Raw genomic sequence first — 26,255 nt, forward strand, 5'->3', positions numbered from 1 at the left:
ACAGAAAAAAGCTTCGAATACCCCATGTTTCTTCGCTACCTTCTGATATGTTAAAAGATTTGAGTAAGTATTAGTTTCTCAACATAAAATGAGAATAAACGAATTCATACAAATATTCCCATTCAGGGCTTCAAACCTAGCTTGGCTATTTGGGGCAGGGTCTTCTGTTTCTGCTGGATTACCTACAGCCTATGATTTAGTTTGGGACTTCAAGAGGCGTATTTACTCCGCTGAACAAGGTTATGAATTGCGTTTATTTGATAACCTTTCCGATTCAGGATTGAGAAATCAAATTCAAAATTACTTTGATGGCAAACAAGATTATCCTGAAAAAGATAGCACCGATGAATATTCTTTTTACTTTAAAAAAGCATTTGTTTCACCATCTTCAAGAAGAGAATATATAGAAAGCCTTCTGTCAGGAGTAAAATTATCCTATGGACATAAGATAATTGGAGCATTAATGAAGCTTGGTTATGCACCTCTAATTTTTACAACCAATTTTGACAAAGCATTTGAGAATGCGGCTATCGAATTCTTTAAAAAATCAGAAGGATGGTTTTGTGCAGACTTAGACAATGCTGAATCGGGGTTAAAATATTTCCAATCAAACAATTCTCCCTTGATTGTTAAGCTTCATGGTGATTTTTATTCTGAAAGGCTAAAAAACACAGATGAGGAGTTACAAAGTCAGGATAGTAAGTTAAGAAGTATTCTTTCAGGCTCTAGTCTCAACAAGGGGTTAGCTGTAATGGGATACAGTGGACGTGATAACTCTATAATGGAAGCACTAAAAGAAGGACTAAATAAAATGAATCCATATCCCCACGGAATTTTTTGGTTCATTCGGACGGGAGAAAAACCGCTACAAAACGTAGTAGAATTTTTGGATGATGCTAAGAAGAAAGGCGTTGAAACAAATCTAATCGAAATTGAAACTTTCGATACTGCTTGGGGCGATTTCATCAAAGGAATCAGTTCTATACCTGATGATATTAGAGATAAATTAAACGAAAATTATTATCGTTTTGAAAATAGACCTTTGCCCAGTACAGGGACTAAGCTTCCTTTGCTAAGACTCAATGCTTTGGAGATTAAAAAGTTTCCCGCAACTGCAAGGATCTTCAAATGTGATATAGGAGGTTTAAAAGAAGTTAAATCAAAAATCAAAGAGAAAGAAGCAAATATAGTTGCAATTAGGAAGCGTACGGGAGTAATTGGATTTGGGTCGGATTCAGAGTTCAAACGAGTTTTTGGAGATAACAAGGAAATGGATGTTTTCAATATTCCTGATATACACTTGAGATATGATGATTCATTATTAAAAAACCTTTTAGTTGAAGCTCTTTCCAAGGCGATTTGTAATAAGCTAGAATTAAAATATACCTACAGAAGAAGTCAGCATATCGTATTAATTAACCCTAAAAGGAAAGACTCTGACGATTACATGAACCTTAGCAATGTCATCGGAGGAGTTTTTGGAAGTGTGCCCAACTCGAAACTAAAGTGGGCTGCAGGTGTTATCTTTTCTATTCAGTATAAACTGAATAAAGCTCACTTGATGCTTTCACCAACTATAATTGTTACTAAACCTATGGAGAGGGAAGAGGCAAAACTTATTGCTCCATTTGTCAAAGAGAAAATGGCAATATGGTACAACAATAAGTATAACTTGATTCTGGATGCTTGGTTGAGTATCCTATTTGGAAAAGAACAGCATCTCAATATTTCTCTGTTTAACAATGAAGAAGGCATAAATGCTCATTTTCGAATTTATAAACAAACAAATTATACCAAGTTCAGCTAATGGAGTTCCCAGGATATCATATTATACCAGAACCCCAACTCTCATTCGATGCAATGGCACTAAGGGCTAATCATATTAATCCCCTTAAAGGCTTAAAAGATTATGGTCCATACAGTTGTCAATTGATGCCAGTCAATGAAATAAGAGTTGCCGCTATATACCCAAAAGGTACGCGATTCATTCTAGAAGGACTATTTAAAGAATTTTCTCTTACACATGATCCGAAAGAAAGGAAAAAATATTTACCGGATTATTCGGGATTTGAAGCCGTATTCAAGTCTAAGATTCATCTCTCTCCATCTTCAACGTGTGTTGAATTAGAAGGTATCAATTTTTCAGAGAGCAAAAGTCCATATATTATTTTAAGCGAAGAAATTAGTAATGCTTTGAGGACGATATCTCAAAGAAAACAAGATTTTGATGTTCTTGCCATTTATTTTCCTGAATCATGGTCTAGCGCATTTGAAGATTCAGATTCGGGCTTTGATTTACATGATTATATAAAAGGAACGACAGCTATGATGAGTATTCCTACCCAAATATTAAGGGAGAATAGCGTTATCAGTTATAATTGTAGATGCAGTGTAATGTGGAGGTTGTCAATTGCTTTTTATGTAAAAGGAGGAGGAGTACCTTGGAAACTTTCATCAATTGACCAAGAAACTGCATTTATTGGATTAAGCTATTCTTCAAGATTGAATAAAGATACAGGACAGTTTGATTTTATCACTTGCTGTAGTCAAGTTTTCGATTCGGATGGAACTGGAATGGAGTTTATAGCTTATGATGCCACAGAAATTGAGTCGCGAATAGGAGATAATCCTTTTTTGACTAGAGCTGAAATGCGCAAGCTAATTTCAAAAAGCCTCCAATTGTACCAAAGGAGACATGCTGGCAGACAGCCTAAAAGACTGATAGTTCACAAAACAAGTCACTTCAAATCACAAGAGATTGATGGAGCATTTGATGCAGTCAATACTAATATAGATCTTGAATTACTTCAAATTGTTCAAGACCATCCATGGAGGGCAATACAACATGTAAAATATGCAGATGGTTGGTCTGTTCCTGGTTATCCTGTAAAAAGAGGTGTTTATGTTCAGATTGATCAGCAAGAAGTTCTATTGTGGACACAAGGACAGGTTAAATTAGGAGATAGAAACAATTTCTATAAAGAAGGTAGAGGTATCCCATCCCCATTGTTAATCAGAAGATTCGCTGGGAAAGGGGGCTGGGACAAGAACTGTCAAGCTATTTTAGGTCTTACTAAAATGAATTGGAACCATGATGGTATTTATGACCGATTACCTGTAACTCTTGGATATGCTTCAGTTTTAGCTAAAACTATTAAAAAAATGAATAACCTTACAAATAAACCCTATGAATTTAGATTCTTTATGTAATAAGTAGCTAACACTAAATTATTAAGCTTGGAAATATACATTAAGATTCATGAAGACAAAAAATCACAATCTACCAAAATCAAGGAGGATAGAGGGCTTTTAAGACGAGAAAACAACTGTAAATAAAGACAATGAAAATAATTATTAATTTCTTTAAAAGTGATACCCTTTGGAAGCAAATAGTTGGAACAATTCTCGCAACTGGATTAATATGGTTGATTGCTGTTCTTATTGGATTATTTAAAGGGTTGAATTATGCTGCTTCTATCCAATGGACATTAAATCTTTTGAGTTCAAAGATTAGTCTCTGGAGTTTTTTATTGTTGATTTTCGTTGTCGCGATAATAGTTCGTAGATTTTACTCGAAGGCATTAAAAGAAATTAGGAGTTCAACGGTAAGTAGGGATGAGTTGAATAAAAAGCTTGAGAAGAAAGTTGATGTGCATGATTTTAAAAGATTTAAAGATGTATATGACTTTAGAAGGCTGAAAAATCACCCTTGGTATGAGCAGTATATCAATGATGGAGTTGAGTCTTTCATCAATATGTTGGAAGAAGGAATTGATAATAAAGACAACTATAAAATAGATAACGGCATGCAGGGATTAGCATTGGAATTAAAGGAACAAGAATGGTTTCATGGTTCTGATAAAAATAGAATTTTAAAATTATTAGATTTATGTTATACTGAAAATAAGAACCATTACAAAAGTGAGCTTATTGAAATTGTTAATAAAACAAGAGTATTATAAAATAACAGCAGATAACAGCGTATATAATTAAGTGTGGTTTCGGTGATAATCAACATTATCACCCGCTTTAACTTCAGTGCTTTTCGACAGGAAAGTGCCCCGCAATCAGCACCTAAATATATACCCGGAACGTTGGCTGCAAGTTTGACAACCGTACAAGAAAACAGTAATCTAAAATACAGCAATAATATGGCAAAAGCATTTTTATCACATAGTAGTATCGATAAACCTTTAGTTGAGAAAATTTCATCTGGATTAGGTACACTATCAATTATTGACTCAAAAACTTTTGAAGAAGGAATGGGCAATTTGGAAGAGATTATTTTTTCTCTTGATAAGACTGATCTTTTTGTTCTATTTATTTCGGACAAGGCATTAAAATCAAAGTGGGTGCAAGAAGAAATCGTACTTGCAAAAGAAAGAAATGATATTAATCTTATTAAAAGATTTTTTCCAATAATTATAGATGAAAACATTAATCATCAAGATGCCAGGATACCACAATGGATCAAGGATAATTATAATTTGAAGCCTGTTTTGCGTTACGGGAAAATATTGCGATTGATAAAAAGACGCCTTCGGGAAATAGTATGGGATAGACATCCTATTTTAAAGCAGAGAGATCAATTATTTGTTGGTAGAAATGAGATACTTAAAAAGTTTGAAGAAAGAATTGATGATATTAATTTGGAAGAACCATTTGTAATTGTTTCTTCTGGATTAAAAAGAATTGGAAGAAGAACTTTTATAAAAAAAGCCTTATTGAAAGGTAATGTGATATTTAAAGAATCCTACGATTTTCCTGTAATTACAATAAGTAGCCGTGAAAGTATTGAAGATTTTATTCTAAAGATATATGATTTGGGATTCTCTTCTGAACGGGAGTTTCCTGATTTTATGGAAATTGATTTAAACGAAAAAATAGATTTAGCAATTAGCCTTTTAAAAGATTGTCAAAAAGTAAAAGAATTAGTCTTAGTTGAAGATACTGGAGGTATTGTTTTACCGGATAGAACTATAAGTATTTGGTTCATGAAAATATTGGAGCATTATAGAAAATATGGTCTTGAAGATAAAACTACAATATGTATAGCCTCAGATTTTAGAGTTTTGCAACAATCTATTGTTCATTATGATTCAATTGTAGCATTTGATATTCAAGAATTGACAAAAAAAGAGAGGACAGGCTTGTTTAAGAGAAGTACATCTATATTTAATCTTGACATTTCAAATGATGATTTAAACTATTTTATCGAGAATACATCGGGATTTCCAGAGCAGATTTATTTCTGTATGGATTTTATCCGAAAGACTAGCGTTAAAGAAGCAAAAGAAAATATTGAAATAATTAAAAACTATCAAAAAGAATTGTTTAGTTCAATTGTAAAAGACATTGAATTGAGTTCTGAGGCAAAGTTTATTATTTCAACTCTTGTTGAATTTGATTTTATAAGTACAGAGTTCCTTTGTGAACTACATCCAGAAATTGAGTTAGATGTAATTGAAAAACAAATTGTTGACCTCAATGGAAAGGCGTTGGTTGAATATATTGGTGCAAATAAAGAATATATAAGATTAAATGATGGCATTAGAGATTTTCTATTACGAGCAGGATATAGAATTTCTTCTAATGTAAAGGAAAGATTAAAAAAACATATTGAGTTATTTATTAAAACTGATTCTTCAGTTAATGAAGATATTTCGGACTTTTTCTATTCTATGAAAGGAGCTCTCTTAAGTGATTATAAGTTTCAAAGTAGATTGTTATTGCCTTCTCATTATTTAAAAACTATGATTGCGTTGTATGAAATTGATAGGGACTTTAAAAATGTAATAGTTTTAGCCGATAAGGTCTTAGAAAAGGAGGTAAAAATTGATTTAAGTATCCGGCGTGAAATTCGATATTGGTTGTGTTTGGCTCTTGCCAGAGAAAAAGATGAGCGATTTAAAAACGAAGTTCAGTTCTTTAAGGATTCTGACTACAATTTCTTATTTGGTTTTTATTATAGGATGATTGGTAAGCCTGATTATGCGTTAGAAAAGTACGAACAAGCGATTACTCAGAGACATAATTTTGCCAGAGCCCAACGCGAATTGGTTCAAGTTTTGTCTACACTTGAGCTATTTGATGAGGCTTTAGGCCATGCCAAAGAAAATTATGAAAATGAAAAATCTAACCCATTTCATATTCAGGCCTATTTTGATTGTTTAATTAGGACTAATAACCCCAAAGATAGTGATCGGCAATTATTGCGCTTACTTGATGAATTGAAGAAAATTAATACTAGAAAGGCAAATGAAATGGCTTGTCTAGCTGAAGCAGATTACTACTTACTTGTTAGAGGCAAGCCGGATCAAGCCAAAAGAATTATAGATGGCGCTCTTGATGAATTTGGCATATCTCTTTATAGTTTAAATCGAAAATTCAATATCGCTGAAAAATCAGCGAATAATGTGGATATGCAAGATATAATTTCAAAATTTAAACAAAGATTTTCATCATCAAAAAGCTCAGATAAAAACATACTATTAATAATGGAAGCAAAACTTGCAGCACATAATGGCCAGGAAAAAAGAGCTATAAGCATTATTGATAGTCTGAATTTTTATCCAGAAAAATCAAAAGAAAGATTAAAATATAATATTCAACAAATAATAAAACCAGCAGCCAATCGAGCTCGACCTGAGCCATTTGGCTCAGGTTGAGGCTCTCACACCACCGCACGTGCGGGAGCGGTTCATCAAGCATAGAATAGCCGCTCTTTTCACCGACTATCCCTTTCTGCTACTTTTAAGATAGGGCTATGCCGATAGCCATCAGCCCCCCCTTGGTTCAAGACTTAGTCTTGAATCCTTATCCTCGCATTCTTAGACTACTAATTCTTCTAAAGTCTTAGATTTTAATTGCCAAAAGCTCCGGATTCCGCGGCTTTTTTTTGGTTTATTTCGGTGAAATTACCATGTACAGGGTATTTTATAAGAGAGAGTGAATGGGTAAGTTTGGTAATTAGTAAATATCAGCAACTTATTACGCTATTTGTTATAGGTGGCATAATTAGCGCAAGTGATTACATGAAGGGAATTGTTGAGCACCATTAAGATGAAGCAGTACGCCTTTACAATGATTTTAATAGTAATCCTTATTGGTTGTGATCAAAAAGGTGAATTATCTCAAGGGAACTGGATAATAACTGAAGGCACTTATAAAGGGCAGAAAATCCACTTTTTAAGTACTGGATTGATACAATTCAGAGATGCAGAGGGTAATATTAATGCAAATTTGAAATTTTTTAAAGGTGGCAGAATAACTTTGCCAGGGATCAATAGCGCGGATATTAGAGGAAGATGGAATGTGATTGATAAAAAATTGTATCTATCTATTGATACAGCCAAATATGATTTCATTTATAAAACACATGAAAAGCCACAATCTTTGTCATCATTGATTGAAAACAATATTCAACAAAAGAGGTATTTAGATTCACTAGAGAAGGTGGATTCAATTAATTTAATTAATTGGCAAAAGAAAAACCCTTTACTATCAAATGAATTTAGGGATGTAATGAAAGTATATTCAAATCCATTTGAAATAACTATTAAGGGTGATGTTTTGATGTTAGAATCAAACACTACTACACTTAAAGCTTTTAAAGATCGAAGCATTGAAAAAATGTTTGAAGGGATATAACGGTGCCCCCCTTGGTTCAAGACTTAGTCTTGGCCCACTACCCTTGCAGTCTCAGACTGCTGATCCTTCTAAAGTCTTAGAGTTTAATTACCCAACCTTTCACCTTTTGCTTTAACCATAAATTTTAAAAGGGTGGGAGTGGAGCAAATTTTAGGGTAAGAATTGTGTTAAATAGTCAATTTGGAATGATTATTAAAATCAATAGTGTTTTTAGAACCATCAAGACCATTAATCAGGATTTGAAATATAAAATCCATTAATAACCTTGATTTTTGGTGAATAAAATTTATTTTTAGTACTTAATGATTGGTCCCTTGAAAATTGTGAGGATAATTTTGAAATAAGAAAGTTGAGTACCCCGCCTAAATTTCGAGTTGCTTTAGTTAGAATCACCTATAAAGAACTCCTTCCGGGGAGTTCTTTTCATTAAAAGGTCTGGTGAAAGTTACCCTGTATAGGGTATTTTATTGGACTGGGGAAATGGGTAGGTTTGATAATTCTGATATAGACTCCGGTTTGGTATCTATCACTACGCATTGGAATGCTATAAGCCAAAATGGCGTAGAAAAATCGGTAGGTGTATTAAAAGAAAATAAATGCCTTGGACATCAGAACATAATATTTGGCTGACTGAAGTAGGAAATCATCTAACAACAAATGATGGAAAACCTGTCACATTGCTTGAATTTAGCCCAGACATTGATGACAAAATAATTATGTCAAAATGGGCTAAGCACATCAGGAATCATTATTGTTTCGATAACGAGATTGATTTTTTTAGGGAAGGAACAGGTCTTTCTCGTAGAGATTACTTACTAGGTACCAAATTCCCTACTGACTCACGAGGATTTGGTCCGGGAATCAGGGCTGGAGATTTTGGAGAAATTTTGATTGCAGATTACCTTGAATTCGTATTGAACCATTGGGTGCCAAGAACTCGATATGGTAACAAAACTATTAGAGATGAATCCACTAAAGGATCTGATTTAATTGGATTTAAAATAATTGATGATTCTGAATCAATTCAAGATGTGTTAACCATGCTCGAAGTAAAAACACAATTTTCAGGAAAAAAAGCAAATCCAAGACTTCAAGATGCAATTGACGATTCTATTAAAGATGAATTGAGAAAGGCTGAGTCATTAAACGCTATTAAACAAAGGCTATTTGACAAGGGTAAATTGACAGAGGCTAAAAAAATAGCGAGATTTCAAAACCCCATTGATAAGCCTTATACGGAAAGCTATGGAGCCGCGGCTTTGTTTTGCGAAAGCATCTATGACGACAAAGTTATTACTCAAAGTTCAATACATGCTCATCCAAAAGATGATAAGTTATTTTTAATAGTCGTTAAGGGATCGGATATGATGTCTATTGTGCATAATCTATATAATCTAGCCGCAGATGAAGCCTGAAAGTAAATCTATATCACTTTTAGGTGTTACAAGATCTAAAGCAAAAATGTATGAATACAATGTTCCCTCTGAGTATCATATTTCTATTTCGAGTGACCCAGCAAGGCTTTTATCTCTTACTATCGGTATTATTGGCGATTATGGGCAAATAACATCTATTGAAGAAAGTCATGATTTTATCGAAAAACACAAAGAAAAAATTTTGTTTTCCGCGCAATTTTTTGATGCTTACACTGACTCAAAATTAGTTCCTGAGCTAACAGACTATTTTCTTTTAATAGGTTCAGCAGCATATTATTTGTCAGATTTTCCTGGTAGTGCACAAGTATTAGCCAAAAGAATTTCAAATCCAATTTCAAATCTATCTGGAGGAGGTTTAGAGGTTCTGCTTGTATGGGTTTTGCAAAATGACATTTCATCTCCCATAAATATTCCAGTAGGCGAATATGAAAAACAGATTGAATCAATATCTAAGGGATTAATAAATTTTTACAACTTAGAAGATAATTATGACGAAGTACTCGATAGTCTAGAAACTCTCAAAAAAGATGTCTATTTCAACGCAAGTGATCGTGAGCTTCTATTATCAGACATCATCATTTCGGTAGTAAAAAATCAACTCTTTAATTCTTCATGGAACAGCCTGAAAAGATATACTAGTCTAGATATTAATTTATGGAAAGATGTAATTTCTAAAGCTAATTTTATCAAAGAATTTTGGCCATCTCAACAATTGTTGGGGAAACATGATGTATTTAAAGGAAAGTCTGCAATTATCCAGATGCCAACAAGTGCTGGGAAAACTAAATCTACTGAAATAATTATTCGAAGTAGTTTTATCTCAGGCAGATCTAAAATGGCAGTAATCGTTGCCCCATTTAGAGCTCTTTGTTCAGAAATAAAAAATGATTTACAACAAGCATTTCAAGGGGAGAACATTAGCATCGATGAACCCTCAGATGCTTTGCAGAATGATTTTAATTCTGTGGATGATTTTGACTTAGATACAAATAATCTAATTCTAATTGTCACTCCAGAAAAGCTAATGTACATGCTGAGAAGTGTACCTGAAATAGCAACGGAAATTGGTTTACTGATATATGATGAAGGTCATCAGTTTGACAACGGAATTCGTGGAGTTACCTATGAACTGCTTCTTTCTTCGTTAAAGAAAATGGTTTCTAGTGAATCTCAAATCATTTTGATTTCCGCTGTAATAAGTAATGCTTCTTCAATAGGTGATTGGCTAATTTCAAATGATAAAGAAATCATTGAAGGTCACAAACTCACTCCTACATATAGGACTACGGCTTTTACAAGTTGGCAAACTCAACTTGGGATGTTGCAATTTGTCAGCTCTTCGAACCCAGAAGAGAACGACTATTTCGTTCCAAGAGTTTTAGAGCAACAAAAATTAGAATTAAAAAAACGCGAAAGAAAGGAAAGAAAATTCCCAGAAAAAAATGATGGTAAAAGCATCGCATTATTCCTTGCAAATAGATTAGTTGAAAAAGGGGCTGTAGCTATATTTTGCGGTTCCAAAACAACTGTTAAGTCTATTTATGAAACGGCAGTTGAAATTGTTTCTAGAAACTATAACTTAACCTTGCCTGCAGAAGTTTCTGATGCTGTGGAAATTGAGAAGTTAACTTATTTACTTTCTATGCATTTCGGATCTAATAGCAGTATTGTTCAAGCTGCTCAAATTGGAATTTTCACGCATAGTGGGCATACCCCACAAGGGTTAAGACTTGCAACAGAATATGCTATGCAAGAGGGTAAAATCAAATTAATTATATGTACATCAACACTGGCGCAAGGAGTTAACCTGCCAATTAAATATTTGCTTATAACAAGTTTTTATCAGGCTGGGCAAAAAATTAAAACAAGAGATTTTCACAATCTTATTGGAAGAGCTGGAAGGTCAGGTATTCATACAGAAGGGAGTATCATATTTACAGACCCTGAATTATTTGATAGTAAAAATAATCAATCCCAAAACTGGAAATGGAAATTAGCTAAAGACCTTCTTGACCCATTGAATTCTGAACCTTGTAGTAGCACATTGCTTTCAATATTCTCTCCGTTATATAGTGATGATAAAAACTATAGTATAAAAGTGAGTCCATTGGAATTCGTGGAAGCCTATCTTGATAGCCCGATTACAATTGCCAAATTAGCCGAAGATTTTTCTAAAGAACATGCAGATAAGAATTTCACTAAAAATGGTCTATCATTACAAATAGAATACAAAATTCAAATAATATCTGCACTTGAAAGCTATCTAATGGCCTCATGGGAGAATTATAGTTTGGGTACTAATGACGATGCTTTGACTAGCATGGCAACCGAAACATTAGCCTATTCAATTTCAACTTCTGAAGAACAAAAACAGTTAATTGAATTATTCAAACTCCTTGGAAACAATGTGAAGTTGAAAATTGAGACCCCTGCAAAGAGACAGGCATATAGCAAGACCTTATTTGGAGTACAAGATATAATAGACATAGAAAAATGGCTTGATGAAAACTTAGATGCTTTACTTTCGGCAGAAACACACGAGGAGATTCTTTCTGTCATTTGGCCAATCATTTTAGAAAAAAATCACTCCAAGTTAAAACAATTAACTCCTGAAAGTTCAAGTTTATTACTATTAGAAACTTGGATAGAAGGTGTTAGCTACAACCTCATACATGAACAACTAAATTCATCAAACACCAAAGTTATAGCAGGCTCTCAAACGAGAAATTTGAGTCAAGAAATTCTTATTGATATATGTGAAGGTTCTTTATCATATGACACGACATTAGTTTTAGCGGCTGTGGCAGAAATGATTTCTTTAGTCGAAAATTCTAGTGAGGGAACAATCGAATTATTAACTAATAATATTAATTCATTGCAAAAAAGAATTAAGTACGGTCTACCAACAGAGGAAGCTATAGCATTTTACGAAATTGGATTTTCAGATAGGGTTATAGCTTTAGACCTTTCCATAAAATTCTCAGACTTTCCAACAAAACGCAAATTATTAGTGGACGAAATAATTAGGAATAAGCGCATATTTATGAAAGTGTTGGAAAAATACCCTAGCTATTATACAAATGTTCTAGAGTTAATAATAAATGAATAAAAGCATCTAACAATTTAAAAAGGAGAGTGTTAGCTGCCAAACGATAATGGACCATTATTTATTCTTTTTCCATAACTGAATACGTTCTTCTTCTGTAGGGTTAATAATATCTCGTACAATGGGGTTCACAAAGTAGTTTAAAACACAAGGGACAAAATATTCTCTTGTGAACTCTCTCCAAAGTCTTTTTTTAAAACAGCCTAGGCATAGCCCTGCCCTACAGGCTGGCTCCTCACTAAAATGGTCCAATCGGACCATTTTTTAACGTTCGGTCCTCAACTCCATATTTATTCCAGAGCTCTTCCGTGACACCATATTATTGAATGGGCTAATCAACCTTATTAGATTCGAAATCTTCCATATTTGAATTTGCAAAATTATTCAACTCTTCCAGATGAGGATTATCTAGCAAGGTCAGTATTGTAATATATATAGGGATTGAATAATCATCTCCGGTATTCACAAGTTTGAAATCCAATTTTTCAAACCTTTTAAAAGATGAACCTTCATACCACTTATCGAACAATCGTTTCCTGCAAACTTCTCGGCCGTCACTGCTGTCACATGTAAAAACAACAGAATTTCTACTGTCTTGATCAAAAAGATCCTCGAGAAAACATATTATAGTTTGGCAGATCTTAGGATCAAATCCATTTTGTTCTCTTTCTCTTTCTTTCTTTGGGAAGTGGGGGGAAAATGAAAAATCATATAAAAAATCACCGTAAGGTGGTGCAAATGAAGATTTTTCTAAATAAATAATATAGGGTACACCCTTGTCTGTTTCAAATGAGTACCCTATTTCAGTTTTATGTATTTTATATTGGTTTGACAAACTTAACTTTCCTATTTTCCTCGAGTTCATTTAAATCTTTTCCCTCACGAATATAAGAAATGATTGCTTTTTTATCTTCGACCCTTTTTTGAATGTAATCGAAAATTTTAGCGTTCTTTTCGGTTTTTACGATTACTTTTTCCATTTTACTTTACAACTTATTTAATGAATTTACAGCCAGAAAATCTAATTTTTACGACTGTTTCAATCAATCAAGTTAGGATTGATGCTTTTCAACAATACAAATATACTATATAATTTTTTGTCATATATAATTTATTTGACTATTCCTAAAAATGAGCAGCATTGTATGTGACTCATTTTCAGATTTTAATCACCCCTTTGGTTCAAGGCTTAGTCTTGGAACCTTACCCTTGCAGTCTTGGACTGCTAATTCTTCTAAAGTCTTAGACTTTAATTGACAAAAGCTCTGGAATCCGGTGCTTTTTTGGTTTATACAGGTGAAATTACCCTGTGCAGGGTATTTTATGGGAGTGGGGGAATGGGTAGGAGATTGGTCTTATACTTTTTGCCTTGATGCAAAAAGTAACAAAAAGATCAAGAGTTCCGAATCCTATCAACCCACAATCCAACCGCCGGCCCGGTCGGAATTCGCTCCCGCCCTCCAAAGTCTCAGCTCTTCGAAATTTGCAATTTCGAAGTCCAGATAAATAGGATTTGCAATCCTGAAAACAGACCTCCCTTGGTTCAAGACTTAGTCTTGGCCTCTTTCCCTCGCAGTCTTGGACTGCTTATTCCTTAAAAGTCTTAGACTTTAATTGCCAAAAGCTCCGGAGTCCGGGGCTTTTTTTTGATTTATATAGGTGAAATTACCCTGTACAGGGTATTTTTTGGGAGTGAGGAAATGGGTAGGTTTGGTAATTGGGAAATAGACGCCATTATGGCATCTATCACTCCGAATTGGAACGCTACACGCCATAATGGCGTGAAGAAACTCGTTGAATGATATTGTAGGAAAACGCGCCAAGCGGCGCCGGGGAAAGGGAAGCAATGGAAATTTTGCAGAAGGCAAAAAGCCAAAAATAATGGATTGAAAAAAGGCTAAAGGATTTGTTGAAAAGCCATTTTATTGGCTGGGATTTTCAGGAAACAGAAAATCATTTCCATTGCAAACGAATCCCGGCGGACATTTATTGTGCGGGGCTGCGTTTTCCTTTCAGGTTTTGAAAAAAAGAAAAAATTGAAATGAATCAAAACCTGAACAATTCCTTTGTCCGTGGGCCCCGGATCCTTCCTTTATCCAGGCATAAAGAAAAGACCGGGAACTTGGGAGCCTCCCATCCAAAGGACAACATCATTCAACACCCGGTTAACCACATACAATGAGGTCTCTGACCGTGTACGGGGTTAACCTGACCGTTGGCAACAAGCTTAAAAAAAATCGTACTGAAAACAAATTCTGGTAAAATGACAAAAATTATTTCAAGTACAAATTGTGGAAACTCACCAAAAATGGAATTTCTAAAAGAATTCAATATTGCCTTTGCAGAGGGAAAAGTGGAATTTATAATCGAAAGCGTAACAGATGACATTGTATGGGATATCATTGGCGACAAAAAGATAGAAGGAAAAGAACGATTTACTAAGGAATTGGAAAAAATGAAATCTGAAAAGGCTATTGAATTAATAATTGACCAAATTTTATCACACGGAAAAGAAGGAGCATCAAACGGGATTATGAAAATGCAAAACGGAAAACAATACGCATTCTCTGATTTTTATATATTTAAGAATACTAAATCAAATATTTTAAAATCAATTACATCATACGTAATTGAAATTTAGACATAAAGGAAAAGCCAGTTGCCAATCGAGGTACTGTCTTAAATTCTAAGTAATTTTCAAAGGTTTTTATTAAAATTACAATAGCGAAAAGAGGGCTTCAGGCGATTCGTTGCACGGAAGTTCATCTACTGTAGGACTGGTTTTCTCCGGTCTATTAGCTTAGAAGATTTGACTTTGGCTTTTTAGGACATCTCGAACTTTTACATTTTCTGGTTTTGAAAATTCCCCCATCTAATACAATTAGCTCCGGATTCCGTGGCGTTTTTTAGTTTTAAAGATGAAATTACCCTGTACGGGGTATTTTATGGGAGTGGGGGAATGGGTATGTTTAGGGATAATTAATTAGGAAATATCCGCAACTTCTTTCGCTATTTGGTATAGGTGGTATAAATAGCGCAATAAAGTGCGGGAAGAGAACTGTTGTAGGACATTATGAACATGAATGACAAAAAATATCAGAATGCAGTTGATAAGGTGGCTAAGGAGCTTTCAATGAAGACAATAAATGAATTGATTTCAATGCCAGATTGGGGAAGTATTGAAAACGGTGAAAATATTGAACTTGGCTACTCAAAATGGAAGAGAGATGATGATGTTTTACACATTCATATTCTAGCTCAAAGAACTGTATTCCCGTTTCCCAAGCTATACAGGAAATACCATGCAGGTATAGCAATTGAAAACAGAAATATAAGGATGCTCAATGACAAGGAATTAGGAGAATACGACTGAATGACAATGAAAAATGAAACCATTAAGGAAATAGTCCTTAACGACCAAAATGAGCTTCTATTAAAAGTAACAGGAGAAGGAAATTCTGGGTATCAATATGTTTATCGTGAAGCTGCAGGAGTATATTGGGATGAAAATCATAAAGCTTTTAAGTCCACAACAATTAATGAATGGACTGTGTCTGAATGGTTCATTCAAATAAAGGATATTGTGAAATTAGGTTTGAATGTAGAATTGACAATTGATGAAAATGTAGAATGGAAGAATATCCCTGACGAAGAAAAGATTAAAATAAAAAACGTCCTACAACATCACCTTGGAAGACAGCGGGCGGTTCTGAGTAAAAAGAAAGTTTAGTGCCTTCAAGGAGTGAGAAGTAGGCTGGAAGGGAACGGTTCCGAATGCCCGCCGTCTCCAAGCTGAATCCCGTTACCTGCAAGCGTAAGAGAATAAGCTAAATAAAACATTTCAAGATGAAATCAAAATGAATGACAATATAAAACGACTTTCACGACTGACGACAATTTTGACACAATTGCAGACTAAACGCATTTTGACAGCTTCTGAACTTGCTGACAAATTTTCGGTAAGTATCAGAACTATTTACAGAGACATCAAGGCATTGGAACAAGCAGGAGTTCCTATTTTGACAGAAGAAGGTAAAGGCTATAGTTTAATGGAAGGTTATAGAATTCCACCAGTAATGTTTACCGAAAGCGAAGCCAATGCTCTAATAACGGCAGAACAACTTATTATAAAAAACAAAGATGTTTCATTTGTTAAAGAATACTCGGAAGCCATCAACAAAATAAAATCAGTTTTACGCAATAACACAAAGGAAAAGGCTAATTTACTTTCCAGACGCATACTATTTAGGTACAATACAGACAACAATCAAACAAGCAATTTTTTATCAACATTGCAATTAGCATTAACTAATTTCAATTGTTGTGAAATAGAATATCTCTCAAAAGAAAAAAGCGAAATTACTAAACGGATTATTGAACCCTTCGCTCTCTACAACACACAAGAAAATTGGGTGCTTGTTGCATTCTGTCATTTAAGAAAAGATTTCAGGGCATTTAGACTTGACAGCATCAAAAATTTAAAGATACTCAACATACAATTTAAACCCCACAAAATCACACTTCAAGAATATTTTGAAATGTGCAAAAAATAGTTCTGACCCTTGACATAGGGCTGTCGTAACACCATTCTACTTTTGCAGAAGTAATAATTTAAAACTCAAAAAAATGATAAGAGTAAGCAACAATCCCGCAAAAGCAATGGAATTTACAAGTTTCAAAAAAAAAGAAACTGTAACCGATGACGAACTGATGGCTGCCGTTCAAAAGTTTGAAACAGTATTGAACAAACAAAACGGAATTATATTTCATTGTTTGGTTCGTAACTTCAAAAATGAATATGCTAATCTTCTATTTGTAGAAGAAATCAACCATCTACATCTTTTAAGTGAACAAATGGGTTCTATTCCTGAAGCAAAAGATTTTTTTGATTTGATAGAAATGCAAACCGTCAAAATGATTTTTCACGAAATCCTTAAGGATAACTTTCAAGTCCCGCAAGGATTTTCCTGTGTAGAACACGGAACATTTTCACTAAAACCAGATTCTACTTTTGAAGCATTAAAAAAAGCATCAAATGAACTTGAAACTAACTACTTGAATACGTTTGATAACAGCCTAGAGCATTTTGTAGGAAAAGTAAAAAATAAAGTAGTCTCAGAAATTGCATTTGGAAAAACTTATGCCAAAACAAAGGAGATATGCTATGGATATTACAATACACCATTTGGCAAGGCACTTCTTAATCTAGCTGATACGGAAACTTTTGACCTTGATTTTTATTATGTAGTTGCTTAAACCAAATATCAAATTATGAAACATTACATTTTTCTTTTATTAGCTGTGATAGCTGAACTACTTGCAACCACATTTGTAAAAAAAGCAAACGGCTTCACCGTACTCCGCTCTTCGAAATTTGTAATTTCGAAGTTCAGATAAATAGGATTTGTAATCCTGAAAACAGACCTCTTTTGGTTCAGGACTTAGTCTTGGACCCTTACCCTCGCAGTCTTAGACTGCTTATTCTTTTAAAGTCTTAGGCTTTTATTTCCAAAAGCTCTGGGATTCGGGGCGTTTTTTAGTTTTAAAGATGAAATTACCCTGTACAGGGTATTTTATGGGAGTAGGGGAATTGGTAGGTTTGGGGAATAGGGAATTTCGACATTATTATTGATAGCATGCCAACTTGGAATGCTATCTGCTATTGTGGAAAGTAATTGTTATGGGCAACCTTAAAAAATGAACAAACCATTAAGTAATGACTGAACAGAAAACTAATGCAGGGACAAGAATTGGCTCAATGCTCCTTGACCACATTGCAATGACGTTTATCGCAATGATTTTTTTCATACCCGGAATGATTTCGGGATTTTCAACAGCTTTTGAAGTAAGTCACGAACAAACAAGTCCAGATATTTTTGGCGGTTTAAGTTACTTCGGACTTATAGGCTTTGCTCTCTATTTTTGTAAAGACAGCATAAATGGACGAAGTATAGCAAAAAGAGCTCTGAAACTTCAAGTCATTGAAAATTCAAGTGGTAGGGTTGCTTCTCCAGTTAAATGCATTGTCAGAAACATTTTCTGCATTCTCTGGCCAATAGAAGTTATTGTGACTTTAACGAGTCCAAGTAGAAGAATCGGAGATATGGTTGCAGGGACAAGAGTAGTTCTATTCAACCCAGAACTTGAAGAACAGAAAATTAACTATGGACAAATAGGACTTTCAATCATTCTTGCCTACGGAATCATGGTTCTCGTAATGCTTCCATTTGAAAGTCTAAATTCTAAAATGACGAGCAATCAAGTGTCATATGTTGAAAGTTCACTGAATGAAAATGCAGCAAATGAAACTGTGCAACTTTTCACTGATAGCTTAGGAACAACATTGAATCCAGATGTGCGTGTTTATGACCAAATAGAAGAAAATACCGATTTAAAATATGTGTCAGTCATTCTTCGCCTTAACCAAAACTATTTGGAAAATGACATTGATTATGAACAGATTAAGTCAGCGACTGTACCACTACTTTTGACTAAATTTCCAGAAGAAACTTTTGTTGGACAGATAAAATATGTTTATCAACAGCCAGGAAGTATGCAGACAAGGACATTACCGCTTGATTGGAGAAAAAAAGAATAAAAAGGTATGCCCACAACATCACCTTGGAAGACAGCGGGCGGTTCCAAGTAAATTGAAAGTTTAGTATCTTTAAAAAGTTAGGAGTAGGCTGGAACCAAACGTCTCCGAATGCCTGACCGGCCTCTCCAAGCTGAATCCCGTTATAGCGCATATTAAGAAGCCCCATTCTGAATACAATCAAAGTTTTACATTTTGAAAATAGTAACTTTAAAGTTACATTAGCGTTATGGATAAAATCAGGGAAGTCATAGCCTATCAAGACCACTTTGAGAACTTTCTGAAAAGGATGTTCAAAAAGGAAAAAAGAAAAGGAAATGAATATGAAAAGCTGGAAAGATATCAAAGATGATGTGTATGGAGTCAAAGGAACCGAACGCAGGGATGAATTAGAAAGGGATTTTGAGTCTTTCAAAATTGGTTTGCTATTAAAAAAGGCAAGAGAGGATAAGAATCTAACTCAGGAGCAATTAGCGGAATTAGTTGATAAAAAGAGAACTTATATTTCAAGAGTTGAAAACAATGGAAGTAATCTGACACTGAAAACCCTTTATGAAATAGTTGAAAAGGGATTGGGTGGGAAGGTAAAAATCTCCATTGAACTCTGAAAAGGGAAATACGCACTATAACAGCACCTAAGAAAACATGGGGCGGCCGGTGGTAACAGGAAAGTTTATTCTCCCTTGGTTCAAGACTTAGTCTTGGGCCATTACCCTTGCAGTCTTAGACTGCTTATTCTTTAAAAGTCTTAGACTTTTATTTCCAAAAGCTCCAGATTCTGGGACTTTTTTTGAATTATATAGGTGAAATTACCCTGTACAGGGTATTTTATGGGAGTTCGGGAAATGGGTAGAAGGTTGGTCTTATACTTTTTGCCTTGATGCAAAAAGTAACAAAAAGATCAAGAATTCCGAATCCTATCAACCCACAATCCAACCGCCGGCCCGGTCGGAATTCGCTCCCGCCCTCCAAAGTCTCAGCTCTTCGAAATTTGCAATTTCGAAGTCCAGATAAATAGGATTTGTAATCCTGAAAACAGACCTCTTTTGGTTCAGGACTTAGTCTTGGACCCTTACCCTCGCAGTCTTAGACTGCTTATTCTTTTAAAGTCTTAGACTTTAATTGCCAAAAGCTCTGGAATCCGGTGCTTTTTTAGTTTTAAAAGTGAAATTACCCTGTACAGGGTATTTTTTGGGAGAGGGGAAATGGGTAGGTTTGGTAATTGGGAAATAGACGCCATTATGGCATCTATCACTCCGAATTGGAACGCTACACGCCATAATGGCGTGAAGAAACTCGTTGAATGATATTGTAGGAAAACGCGCCAAGCGGCGCCGGGGAAAGGGAAGCAATGGAAATTTTGCAGAAGGCAAAAAGCCAAAAATAATGGATTGAAAAAAGGCTAAAGGATTTGTTGAAAAGCCATTTTATTGGCTGGGATTTTCAGGAAACAGAAAATCATTTCCATTGCAATCGAATCCCGGCAGACATTTATTGTGCGGGGCTGCGTTTCCTTTTCAGGTTTTGTAAAAAAGAAAAAATTGAAATGAATCAAAACCTGAGCAATTCCTTTGTCCGTGGGCCCCGGATCCTTCCTTTATCCAGGCATAAAGAAAAGACCGGGAACTTGGGAGCCTCCCATCCAAAGGACAACATCATTCAACACCCGGTTAACCACATACAATGAGGTCTCTGACCGTGTACGGGGTTAACCTGACCGTTATGCGGCACTTTAAGAAACCCGAAAACAATGACAATAAAACGATACAACATACTTCTGGACGACAAAATAATTGGAACAACAGAGTTTGAAAAAGCAGACGCACCAATGGGAGTTGTATTTGGACAAATACAGTTTAACAATATTATTTCAGGGTACGACTTTTTTAAAAAATATTGCCTTGAAAACAACATTGAATTAGCTGACGACTATCCAGAAGACAAGTTAATATCAACTCGAACAATTGACAACTTAAAAGTTATAAACGAAAACGGAGTTGAAATTAAAGGTTTAGGAAATCAAATAAGTGGAATGGATGGGGACGAATTTGAAATCACAATAGAAGGAGTGGCTTATCCATTTTTTGAAGATGAATTTCCTCATCACGTAAAAGAATATAACGACCAATTCAAAGAAAGCGAATGACGATAGACAAGATTTTAGAAATTGGTATTGACGACAAAGAGCGACTTTTTATTAAGCCGGAGAAAGAACGCTTTACTTTGATTTATAGAACTGCAACAGAGGTTCATTGGGACAACAAAGGACTACTTCTTTATTCGCCAAAACCAAGAGAATGGACTTATTTTGATTGGTTCAAACAAATTACAGGAGTAACAGAAACTGAATGTAACTGTAAACTTATTTTGACAGACGAAACAAAATGGACAAATATTTCAGACGAACTTAAACGACAAATAATTGAATACCAAAAAGCGACCGCATAACAGCACCTACACGCAAGTGGGGGTTCAGTGCTTCTATGAAAGTGAAGTGCTAAATCAAAGTTCTGTACTTTTAATAATGTTCAGTGCTAAAAATCCCCACCTGCGTGTAGCTGCCAAACGTTGAATGATATTGTAGGAAAACGCGCCAAGCGGCGCCGGGGAAAGGGAAGCAATGGAAATTTTGCAGAAGGCAAAAAGCCAAAAATAATGGATTGAAAAAAGGCTAAAGGATTTGTTGAAAAGCCATTTTATTGGCTGGGATTTTAAGGAAACAGAAAATCATTTCCATTGCAAACGAATCCCGGCGGACATTTATTGTGCGGGGCTGCGTTTCCTTTTCAGGTTTTGAAAAAAAGAAAAAATTGAAATGAATCAAAACCTGAACAATTCCTTTGTCCGTGGGCCCCGGATCCTTCCTTTATCCAGGCATAAAGAAAAGACCGGGAACTTGGGAGCCTCCCATCCAAAGGACAACATCATTCAACACCCGGTTAACCACATACAATGAGGTCTCTGACCGTGTACGGGGTTAACCTGACCGTTGGCAGCAAGGCTAACACGACACATAAACATAAAACAACAACATTAGACAATGGGGCTTTTTGATAAAATATTCGGCAAGAAAGAAGATAAAATTCAGTCATATGATGACTTTTGGAATTGGTTTTCTGCAAACGAACAGACATTCTACAAAGTAGTAAAGACAGGTAAAAATATTGAAGTGGACTTTTTCAATAAACTTTCACCAAAACTTGAAGAATTAAAGGATGGTTACTTTTACCTGACAGGTATGTATGACGACAATACAGCAGAATTGGTATTTACACCTGATGGAGTTTTGAAGAACATTGTTTTTGTTGAAGAACTTGTGAGTTCAGCACCTAAAATACCAAATTGGAGATTTACTGCTTTAAAACCTGCACTTGAAATAGAGAATGTTGGAATTAAAATGGCAGATTATACTTTTGAGAGTGATAATCTTTCATTTTACGCAATTGAACATAACAATTATCCTGATGAAGTTGACATAGTTGTAGCCCACAACGACTATAAAGAAGACGACAAATCAACCATAATAAATGGAACATACATATTCCTTGACAATTATCTCGGTGAACTCAATTCTGTTACAACAATTGACAACTTAACTATAATTTCAAAAGACCAAGCTGAAAAAGAGTTGATACCAATTGAAAAGCTGAAAGACTATTTGATTTGGCGAGAGAAAGAGTTTTTAGAAAAGTATGATGGAGTTCGTTATAACACAGAGAATGATAGCTATTCAAGTTTAGAAGCGACACTTAATAACGGACTTCCCCTAGTTGCAATTATCAATTCAACTTTACTTGATTGGGACAGTAAAGCATCTCATCCTTGGATATTAAAAGTTGAAATAAAATTTGACGGCAGTAAAAATAATGGTATGCCTGACAATGATACTTATGAGCAACTTAACAACTTTGAAGAAGAAATAATGACTGAACTTAAAGACTTTGAAGGATATTTGAACATAGGCAGACAAACAGCAGACAGTGAAAGAATTGTTTACTTCGCCTGCAAAGACTTTAGGAAACCTTCAAAACTTCTTTACAATTTGACAAAGAAACATTCAGACAAATTAGATTTGAGTTATGACCTTTACAAAGACAAATATTGGCAATCATTTGAAAGGTTCAGACCAAACTGACAAAAGAAGCCCAGCTGCGAAACGTTGAATGATATTGTAGGAAAACGCGCCAAGCGGCGCCGGGGAAAGGGAAGCAATGGAAATTTTGCAGAAGGCAAAAAGCCAAAAATAATGGATTGAAAAAAGGCTAAAGGATTTGTTGAAAAGCCATTTTATTGGCTGGGATTTTCAGGAAACAGAAAATTATTTCCATTGCAAACGAATCCCGGCGGACATTTATTGTGCGGGGCTGCGTTTCCTTTTCAGGTTTTGAAAAAAAGAAAAAATTGAAATGAATCAAAACCTGAACAATTCCTTTGTCCGTGGGCCCCTGATCCTTCCTTTATCCAGGCATAAAGAAAAGACCGGGAACTTGGGAGCCTCCCATCCAAAGGACAACATCATTCAACACCCGGTTAACCACATACAATGAGGTCTCTGACCGTGTACGGGGTTAACCTGACCGTTAGCAGAAATTTTATGAGCAAACCGTACTACAACAAATTACAAAACCTTCTTGATATGGAAGTTACGGCATTTGATAGACTCTATTCACTCCTACGGTTTACAGATGTAAAGAAAAAAGATTTCGTTCTAAAGGAAGGTGATACGTGTAAGTTTATTGGGTTGGTACAAAAAGGGACATTACGCACTTTCTATGTCAATGAAAAAGGAGAAGAAGTGAGTTTTCTGTTTCATTTCAATCAGCAAATTGAAGACATTGTTTTTACTGATTATGAAAGTTTCTTGTTGGAGACACCATCAAAATTGAATATACAAGCATTAGAGGATTCTACCGTTTGTTTTATCAATTATGATGATTGGCAAAGACTCTGCAATGAAAGTGATTATTGGATGCATTTTTCCAAGAAAATGACCGAGAAAGTATTTCTGGCTGCAAAAAGAAGAATCGAGGATTTACTCTATTATTCGCCGGAAAACAGATACCTGAAATTATTGAAGGACAATCCGCTGCTGTTTCAGAAAATTCCACAAAAACTTATCGCTAGTTATTTAGGTATTACCCCTCAATCGTTGAGCAGGATTAGAAAACGTATCTGCATTAATTAACTTTAGTGAACGTTTTTTTGTGCTGTACGCTATAGTTTTGCATTATAAATTTAGTACAAAATGAAAGCAAAAGTAACCATAATCGGAGCGGGAATAGGCGGGCTAACCACCGCATTGACGCTCAAACGAAAAGGATTGGACGTGGAAGTCTTTGAAGGTTCTGCAGCCATCAAACCAGTTGGAGCAGGTATAAATATTGCGAACAACGCCATGCAGGTCTTTCAAAAGTTGGGGATACAAGGCAAAATTGAAAGTGCGGGGAATAGGATGTCCAAAATGAAAATTACCGACAGTCAGCTAAAACCACTTTCCGTAGTTGACCTTTCGGAATATGAACAAAAGTATGGCGTTTCAAGCTTTGCAATCCATAGGGGTGAATTGCAAAAAATACTTGCAGAAGAAGTTGGCTATGAGCATATAAGACTGTCGAAACGATTGGTAAGCATTGAAAAGAAGGAGCTTTTCAAATTGACCTTTGAAGATGACTCCACTATTACGAGCAAAATTGTGATAGGTGCGGACGGAATAAAATCAGTCGTAAGAAACCAATTATTTTCCGAAAACACGTTGCGAGATGCAAGCCAATCCTGTTGGCGAGGGATATGTGAGATTGATTTGCCTGAAAAATACCACAATGAGCTCAATGAAGCCTGGGGAAGAGGCAAACGCTTTGGGTTTGTAAAACTCAGTGGCAAAAAAGTGTATTGGTATGCTTTGGCAAATTCGAAAAATATAAAGACGGATGAAATTAATTTGGTAAATCTTTTTGATGAATTTCATAAGGATATTCCCGCCATTATTTCTTCGACAGCTAAGGATCAGATTATTATAAACGATATCTTCGACCTAAAGCCCATCTACAAATGGCATCGTGAAAATGTATGCCTGATTGGAGATGCAGCACACGCCACTACGCCCAACCTAGGGCAAGGGGCTTGTCAGGCTGTTGAAGACGCTTATGTTTTGGGCAAACTGATTGATGACGGATTTACAATGGAAAATTCATTTGAGGAATATGAGCGGTTGAGACAAAAGAAAGCCCATAGCATTGTAAATATGAGCTGGACAGTCGGAAAAATGGCACATATAGATAGCCGTTATGGCGTATGGATGCGGAATAAGGCTATGAAATACATGCCAAAATCAGCCAACAAGAAACAAATGGATATGATTTTCAAACTTAATTAATATGACAACGATAATCGCAAGCATTTTATTTGCAATCTTTCTAATTCTTTCCTCTATTCACTTTTATTGGGTATTTGGAGGAAAATGGGGCGGTGATGCTGTCCTGCCCACTAAGGATGATGATAGCACAAAAGTCCTTACTCCTTCCATTTTACCAAGCTTAATTGTTGCACTTGGGCTTTTGGGCATTGGACTTTTAGTTTTGATTATTTCAGGTATTATTTCTTTAGACATACCGCATTGGCTCAACAATTATGGTCTTTGGGTTATTTCAGGGATTTTTCTCCTGAGAGCAATTGGAGATTTTAACTATGTTGGATTTTTCAAGAAAATAAATCAAACAAAATTTGGACGGAATGACACAAAGTATTTTTCGCCATTATGCTTGATCATTGGGGTGCTGACAACGGTTTTGGAACTGTACAAATAAAAACTTCTGCTAACATCACCTATACACAAGCAGGGGATTCGTGCTTCGTAGGACAGTAAAGTGCTATATTTAAAGTTCAGTTCTTCGTAGGTAGTTCAGTGGTGAAAATCCCTGCCTGCGTATAGCTGAAAACCGTTGAATGATATTGTAGGAAAACGCGCCAAGCGGCGCCGGGGAAAGGGAAGCAATGGAAATTTTGCAGAAGGCAAAAAGCCAAAAATAATGGATTGAAAAAAGGCTAAAGGATTTGTTGAAAAGCCATTTTATTGGCTGGGATTTTCAGGAAACAGAAAATCATTTCCATTGCAAACGAATCCCGGCGGACATTTATTGTGCGGGGCTGCGTTTCCTTTTCAGGTTTTGTAAAAAAGAAAAAATTGAAATGAATCAAAACCTGAGCAATTCCTTTGTCCATGGGCCCCGGATCCTTCCTTTATCCAGGCATAAAGAAAAGACCGGGAACTTGGGAGCCTCCCATACAAAGGACAACATCATTCAACACCCGGTTAACCACATACAATGAGGTCTCTGACCGTGTACGGGGTTAACCTGACCGTTATAGCACATTAGATCAATGAACCATATAAAGGTTAAATTCAAATGAAAGAGTTTTTAAGGTCATTTTCATATAGAGAAATTCTTTCTTCTTTGTTTGCTGCCTTGAT

22 protein-coding genes are annotated in these 26,255 nt (G+C 35.3%); 20 read left to right on the forward strand and 2 right to left on the reverse strand.

The annotated features are described in order from the left end of the window. Positions 1-88 precede the first annotated feature (88 nt). The 7 genes from EGN73_RS02155 (at position 89) to EGN73_RS02185 (ending at position 12,195) form a co-directional block, all read left to right on the forward strand. Entirely contained in the window at positions 89-1,807 is a 1,719-nt protein-coding gene (locus EGN73_RS02155) for an SIR2 family protein (protein ID WP_219286654.1), read from the forward strand. A 53-nt stretch (positions 1,808-1,860) separates the two neighbouring features. Continuing rightward, entirely contained in the window at positions 1,861-3,210 is a 1,350-nt protein-coding gene (locus EGN73_RS02160; RefSeq protein ID WP_219286656.1) for an argonaute/piwi family protein, read from the forward strand. Positions 3,211-3,341: 131 nt separating this feature from the next. Next, positions 3,342-3,962, forward strand: coding sequence for a hypothetical protein (locus EGN73_RS02165; RefSeq protein ID WP_219286658.1), 621 nt, complete (start codon positions 3,342-3,344; stop codon positions 3,960-3,962). 42 nt (positions 3,963-4,004) lie between these two features. Beyond that, positions 4,005-6,668, forward strand: a complete 2,664-nt coding sequence (locus EGN73_RS02170; protein WP_219286660.1) for a TIR domain-containing protein — start codon at positions 4,005-4,007, stop codon at positions 6,666-6,668. A 394-nt stretch (positions 6,669-7,062) separates the two neighbouring features. Next, positions 7,063-7,650: a calponin homology domain-containing protein gene (locus tag EGN73_RS02175; protein ID WP_219286662.1), complete on the forward strand. Its 588-nt coding sequence runs from the start codon at positions 7,063-7,065 to the stop codon at positions 7,648-7,650. 596 nt (positions 7,651-8,246) lie between these two features. Beyond that, on the forward strand, positions 8,247-9,065 hold the full coding sequence (locus EGN73_RS02180; protein ID WP_219286665.1) for a Hachiman antiphage defense system protein HamA: 819 nt from the start codon (positions 8,247-8,249) through the stop codon (positions 9,063-9,065). Then, positions 9,055-12,195 (forward strand): DEAD/DEAH box helicase, encoded by a 3,141-nt coding sequence (locus EGN73_RS02185; RefSeq protein WP_219286667.1) that lies wholly within the window; start codon positions 9,055-9,057, stop codon positions 12,193-12,195. The genes EGN73_RS02180 and EGN73_RS02185 overlap by 11 nt, the downstream gene beginning before the upstream one ends. Positions 12,196-12,523: 328 nt before the next feature. Here EGN73_RS02185 and EGN73_RS02190 read toward each other — a convergent pair whose 3' ends face one another. Beyond that, entirely contained in the window at positions 12,524-13,027 is a 504-nt protein-coding gene (locus tag EGN73_RS02190) for a DUF6169 family protein (protein ID WP_219286669.1), read from the reverse strand. After that, on the reverse strand, positions 13,011-13,172 hold the full coding sequence (locus EGN73_RS02195) for a hypothetical protein (protein WP_016254811.1): 162 nt from the start codon (positions 13,170-13,172) through the stop codon (positions 13,011-13,013). Before EGN73_RS02195 ends, EGN73_RS02190 begins: the two co-directional genes overlap by 17 nt. A gap of 1,283 nt (positions 13,173-14,455) precedes the next feature. Between EGN73_RS02195 and EGN73_RS02200 the strand changes: the two genes are divergently transcribed. From EGN73_RS02200 to EGN73_RS02260, 13 genes are all read left to right on the forward strand, one after another. Then, complete coding sequence (locus tag EGN73_RS02200; RefSeq protein ID WP_219286677.1) at positions 14,456-14,833, forward strand: nuclear transport factor 2-like protein; 378 nt, start codon at positions 14,456-14,458, stop codon at positions 14,831-14,833. Positions 14,834-15,271: 438 nt separating this feature from the next. Next, the gene (locus tag EGN73_RS02205; protein WP_219286679.1) at positions 15,272-15,565 is read left to right on the forward strand and encodes a hypothetical protein; all 294 of its coding nucleotides are present in this window, start codon (positions 15,272-15,274) and stop codon (positions 15,563-15,565) included. A gap of 6 nt (positions 15,566-15,571) precedes the next feature. Further along, positions 15,572-15,922: a hypothetical protein gene (locus EGN73_RS02210; RefSeq protein WP_219286683.1), complete on the forward strand. Its 351-nt coding sequence runs from the start codon at positions 15,572-15,574 to the stop codon at positions 15,920-15,922. A 127-nt stretch (positions 15,923-16,049) separates the two neighbouring features. Then, entirely contained in the window at positions 16,050-16,745 is a 696-nt protein-coding gene (locus tag EGN73_RS02215; protein ID WP_219286685.1) for a helix-turn-helix transcriptional regulator, read from the forward strand. Between the two features lie 73 nt (positions 16,746-16,818). Further along, the gene (locus EGN73_RS02220) at positions 16,819-17,448 is read left to right on the forward strand and encodes a hypothetical protein (RefSeq protein WP_219286687.1); all 630 of its coding nucleotides are present in this window, start codon (positions 16,819-16,821) and stop codon (positions 17,446-17,448) included. A 460-nt stretch (positions 17,449-17,908) separates the two neighbouring features. After that, a complete protein-coding gene (locus tag EGN73_RS02225; protein WP_219286689.1) occupies positions 17,909-18,790 on the forward strand; it encodes an RDD family protein in 882 nt (293 codons plus the stop codon). Positions 18,791-19,110: 320 nt separating this feature from the next. After that, positions 19,111-19,395 carry a helix-turn-helix domain-containing protein gene (locus EGN73_RS02230; RefSeq protein WP_246611423.1) on the forward strand — a complete coding sequence of 95 codons (285 nt, stop codon included), beginning with the start codon at positions 19,111-19,113 and terminating at the stop codon, positions 19,393-19,395. 1,142 nt (positions 19,396-20,537) lie between these two features. After that, complete coding sequence (locus EGN73_RS02235) at positions 20,538-20,933, forward strand: hypothetical protein (RefSeq protein ID WP_219286693.1); 396 nt, start codon at positions 20,538-20,540, stop codon at positions 20,931-20,933. Beyond that, positions 20,930-21,235: a hypothetical protein gene (locus EGN73_RS02240; RefSeq protein WP_219286695.1), complete on the forward strand. Its 306-nt coding sequence runs from the start codon at positions 20,930-20,932 to the stop codon at positions 21,233-21,235. Before EGN73_RS02235 ends, EGN73_RS02240 begins: the two co-directional genes overlap by 4 nt. Positions 21,236-21,827: 592 nt before the next feature. Beyond that, positions 21,828-22,922 carry a DUF695 domain-containing protein gene (locus EGN73_RS02245; protein WP_219286697.1) on the forward strand — a complete coding sequence of 365 codons (1,095 nt, stop codon included), beginning with the start codon at positions 21,828-21,830 and terminating at the stop codon, positions 22,920-22,922. 408 nt (positions 22,923-23,330) lie between these two features. Then, positions 23,331-23,972 (forward strand): Crp/Fnr family transcriptional regulator, encoded by a 642-nt coding sequence (locus EGN73_RS02250; protein ID WP_219286699.1) that lies wholly within the window; start codon positions 23,331-23,333, stop codon positions 23,970-23,972. A gap of 60 nt (positions 23,973-24,032) precedes the next feature. After that, complete coding sequence (locus tag EGN73_RS02255) at positions 24,033-25,160, forward strand: FAD-dependent monooxygenase (protein ID WP_219286701.1); 1,128 nt, start codon at positions 24,033-24,035, stop codon at positions 25,158-25,160. A 1-nt stretch (position 25,161) separates the two neighbouring features. Then, the gene (locus tag EGN73_RS02260) at positions 25,162-25,590 is read left to right on the forward strand and encodes a DUF3995 domain-containing protein (protein ID WP_219286703.1); all 429 of its coding nucleotides are present in this window, start codon (positions 25,162-25,164) and stop codon (positions 25,588-25,590) included. Positions 25,591-26,255: the final 665 nt, after the last annotated feature.

The sequence above is a fragment of the Arthrospiribacter ruber genome, assembly GCF_019343195.1.
In the GTDB taxonomy this organism is placed as follows: Bacteria; Bacteroidota; Bacteroidia; order Cytophagales; family Cyclobacteriaceae; genus Arthrospiribacter; species Arthrospiribacter ruber.